We start from the raw sequence: 2,239 nt of genomic DNA on the forward strand, positions 1-2,239 counted from the left end.
AACGATAAACAAATCAAAGCAGTAAAGCAGGCTTTCGACAGGCTGACACCAGCCGCCTGAGGAGCTACACTTTACTTGCGAAACTTAAGTAATTTATTAAAAAGGAATAAGTATCAAGAGGATATTTTGTCTTTATTGCCACTCTTATTTTATACCTTTGCAAAAAGAATATTTTTATGGAAAGCATTATCAGAAAGATAAGAACGTATTATCCGGTTTCGGATGAAGCATTAGAGGCATTGGTATGCCTTTTTAAGCGATGCGTATTTCCGGCAAAAACAATTATTATCCATGCCGGGAAACTGGATAGAAAGGTTTATTTCATTGAAAAAGGCATTACACGCTCTTATGTTTTGCACGGTGGAACACAAATAACGACATGGTTCTCTAAGGAAGGTGATGCCGCCTGTGGCTCATGGGATTTATACCGCCACAAAGCTGGCTTTGAATATGTGGAAACTTTAGAAGAAACTACAGCTTATTCCATATCAGTAGAACAATTGGATAAGTTGTATCGGTCGTACATGGACCTTGCAAACTGGATGCGGGTGTTGCAGCAAGAAAACTTCCTTCGCCTACAAGATATTCACATCCAGCGTTTGAACTGGTCTGCCCAAGAACGTTATGAATATTTGACCAAAGAATGTCCCGAACTCTTTCAAAGAGTGAAGTTGGGATATATAGCTTCGTTTCTGGGCATTACACAACAATCATTGAGCCGTATCAGAGCTAATAGGCGTTTTTTAACGTAGGGTAAACGAGAAATGATTTCTTGTTCCTATTTTTGCCTAATTAAATGACATGCAAAGATTATGGATAAACAAAAGCAGGAACATCAATGGCTGGAATGGGCAAAAGAGCTTCAGTTCATTGCGCAAGCGGGATTGACTTATACAAAAGACCCATTTGACAAGGAACGTTTTGAGCGTGTCCGGGAAATCGCAGCCGAGATAATGAGTTTACAGGGCAGGCTGCCTTTGGAACAAGTGAAAGATTTGTTTTGCAATGAAACAGGATTTCAGACCCCAAAACTCGATACCCGTGCGGCGATTTTCAAGGATAATAAGATTCTGTTGGTAAAGGAAAAAAATGGCACTTGGTCTATGCCGGGCGGATGGGTAGATGTCATGCAGACCATCCGGTCAAATACCGTCAAGGAAGTACGGGAGGAAGCTGGGTTGGATGTAGAAGCCATTCGCATCATCGCCTTGCAAGACCGGAACAAACGCAACCAACCTCCATACGCTTACAACGTGTGCAAGGTATTTGTACTCTGCAAGGTGTTGGGTGGGAACTTTGAACCGAATATGGAAACCGTGGAGAGCGGTTATTTCGGGATAGATGAACTACCGGTATTGGCTGAAGAAAAGAATAACAAGGAGCAAATAGCAATGTGCTTTTCAGCTTACCGGGATGAAAATTGGCAGGTAGAATTTGATTAAACGAAAGGGCTGATAAAATGAAAACGGAATACGAGAAATGTTTGGCGGGCGAACCTTTTATTGGAAGTAAAGACCCGAAAATAATGGAAATGATTTTGCGCACAAGGCGGCTGTTGGCACAATTCAATGCTGCGGATTACGCCGACACGGAGCGTAAGCAAGCTCTGTTGCGTGAGATGTTCGGGCGCATGGGAAAAGGAGTGCATGTGGATATTGATTTCCATTGTGAATACGGGAAACATATTTTCATAGGCGACAAAGTGATTATCAACATGAATTGTACTTTCGTGGACAACAACCGCATTGATATTGGCAGCAATGTGTTGATTGCTCCCAATGTGCAGATATATACAGCCACCCATTCCACGAAAGTAAACGAACGCATGGTGCAGGATTGGTCTGAAGGCGAAGAAATATGCCGCACATACGCTCTGCCCGTCAGAGTAGAGGACGGTGTATGGATTGGCGGAGGTTCCGTCCTGTTGCCGGGAGTCACTATCGGCAGGAACAGTGTCATCGGAGCAGGCAGTGTAGTGACCCGTTCTATTCCTGAAAATTGTGTTGCGGTAGGAAACCCTTGCCGAGTGATAAAGCATTTGCAAGAGATGGTATAGAATAAGGGGAAGAAGAGTATGGCAAAAGCTATATTTTTAGATATTGACGGGACTTTATTGAGTTTTGAAACGCACAGCGTTCCTTGTTCTACAATCAAAGTATTAAAAGAAGCCGGTAGCTTAGGTTATAAAATTACTTAAGTTTCGCAAGTAAAGTGTAGCTCCTCAGGCGGCTGGTGTCAG

The 2,239-nt window shown here is 42.8% G+C and carries 4 protein-coding genes; all 4 read left to right on the plus strand.

The window, feature by feature from the left end; genetic code table 11:
• Positions 1-176 precede the first annotated feature (176 nt).
• The 4 genes from C510_RS0115835 to C510_RS17440 are packed head-to-tail and all read left to right on the plus strand — an operon-like array spanning position 177 to position 2,197.
• Positions 177-752: a Crp/Fnr family transcriptional regulator gene (locus C510_RS0115835; RefSeq protein ID WP_018712245.1), complete on the plus strand. Its 576-nt coding sequence runs from the start codon at positions 177-179 to the stop codon at positions 750-752.
• Positions 753-812: 60 nt separating this feature from the next.
• The gene (locus tag C510_RS0115840; protein WP_018712246.1) at positions 813-1,442 is read left to right on the plus strand and encodes an NUDIX hydrolase N-terminal domain-containing protein; all 630 of its coding nucleotides are present in this window, start codon (positions 813-815) and stop codon (positions 1,440-1,442) included.
• Between the two features lie 17 nt (positions 1,443-1,459).
• Positions 1,460-2,056 (plus strand): sugar O-acetyltransferase, encoded by a 597-nt coding sequence (locus tag C510_RS0115845; RefSeq protein WP_018712247.1) that lies wholly within the window; start codon positions 1,460-1,462, stop codon positions 2,054-2,056.
• A gap of 18 nt (positions 2,057-2,074) precedes the next feature.
• The gene (locus C510_RS17440; protein WP_425311425.1) at positions 2,075-2,197 is read left to right on the plus strand and encodes an HAD hydrolase family protein; all 123 of its coding nucleotides are present in this window, start codon (positions 2,075-2,077) and stop codon (positions 2,195-2,197) included.
• Positions 2,198-2,239 lie beyond the last annotated feature (42 nt).

It is taken from the genome of Phocaeicola barnesiae DSM 18169 = JCM 13652, from assembly GCF_000374585.1.
In the GTDB taxonomy this organism is placed as follows: domain Bacteria; phylum Bacteroidota; class Bacteroidia; order Bacteroidales; family Bacteroidaceae; genus Phocaeicola; species Phocaeicola barnesiae.

Coding starts and splice junctions, on each gene's coding strand:
- C510_RS0115835 (WP_018712245.1), top strand. CDS start 177: ATGGAAAGCATTATCAGAAAGATAAGAACGTATTATCCGGTTTCGGAT.
- C510_RS0115840 (WP_018712246.1), top strand. CDS start 813: ATGGATAAACAAAAGCAGGAACATCAATGGCTGGAATGGGCAAAAGAG.
- C510_RS0115845 (WP_018712247.1), top strand. CDS start 1,460: ATGAAAACGGAATACGAGAAATGTTTGGCGGGCGAACCTTTTATTGGA.
- C510_RS17440 (WP_425311425.1), top strand. CDS start 2,075: ATGGCAAAAGCTATATTTTTAGATATTGACGGGACTTTATTGAGTTTT.